Origin of the sequence: Staphylococcus simulans, from assembly GCF_003043455.1 — a bacterium.
In the GTDB taxonomy this organism is placed as follows: domain Bacteria; phylum Bacillota; class Bacilli; order Staphylococcales; family Staphylococcaceae; genus Staphylococcus; species Staphylococcus simulans_A.
Map to the genome: position 1 here is coordinate 1 of NZ_PZGG01000138.1, position 511 is coordinate 511.

Annotated in this window: 1 protein-coding gene; it reads right to left on the reverse strand. The window is 28.0% G+C overall.

Annotated elements, in window-relative coordinates; all coding sequences use genetic code 11:
* A partial coding sequence (locus tag BU038_RS12355; RefSeq protein ID WP_107606258.1) for a CYTH domain-containing protein occupies positions 1-430 on the reverse strand: 430 nt, incomplete at its 3' end.
* Positions 431-511 lie beyond the last annotated feature (81 nt).

Consider the following 511-nt stretch of genomic DNA (forward strand, 5'->3'; position numbering starts at 1 on the left):
CTGTAAAATCACCTAATAATTCTGCTTCTAAAAAACACCCGAGATCTTTTACATTGTCTATGTTAATAGTTAATCTATCATTTTTATATGAAACTCTATTTTTTTCTATTTCTAGAACTTTAGTAAATCCTAAAGAGAGTATTTCTTCTATAAAATTTGCTTGCGTTTCATCTAAAAGTATTTCTTTTTCATCCCATAATCCTTTGCTAATTGTTTCTTTTTTGGTAGCTATGCATGTTTCATTCTCATATCTTATTCTTAAAATATAGCTGCCTGGTATATCGCCTTCTTGTTCCTTGCCTTTTTCTTTGAAGTATTTATCTAATTGATAATTTTCCTCGCATAATGTGTAATTTTGTGATAAATACTCTGTCAATTCGTTTAAGCATTTTTCGTTTGTAATTAAAAATCTAACTTCTAGTTCTTTCATGTTGATTCACCTCTTGGAGTTTTACGAAACTTTACTTCGTTAGTCTTAATTTGAATAGTATAGATATAACTCTTGATGTAC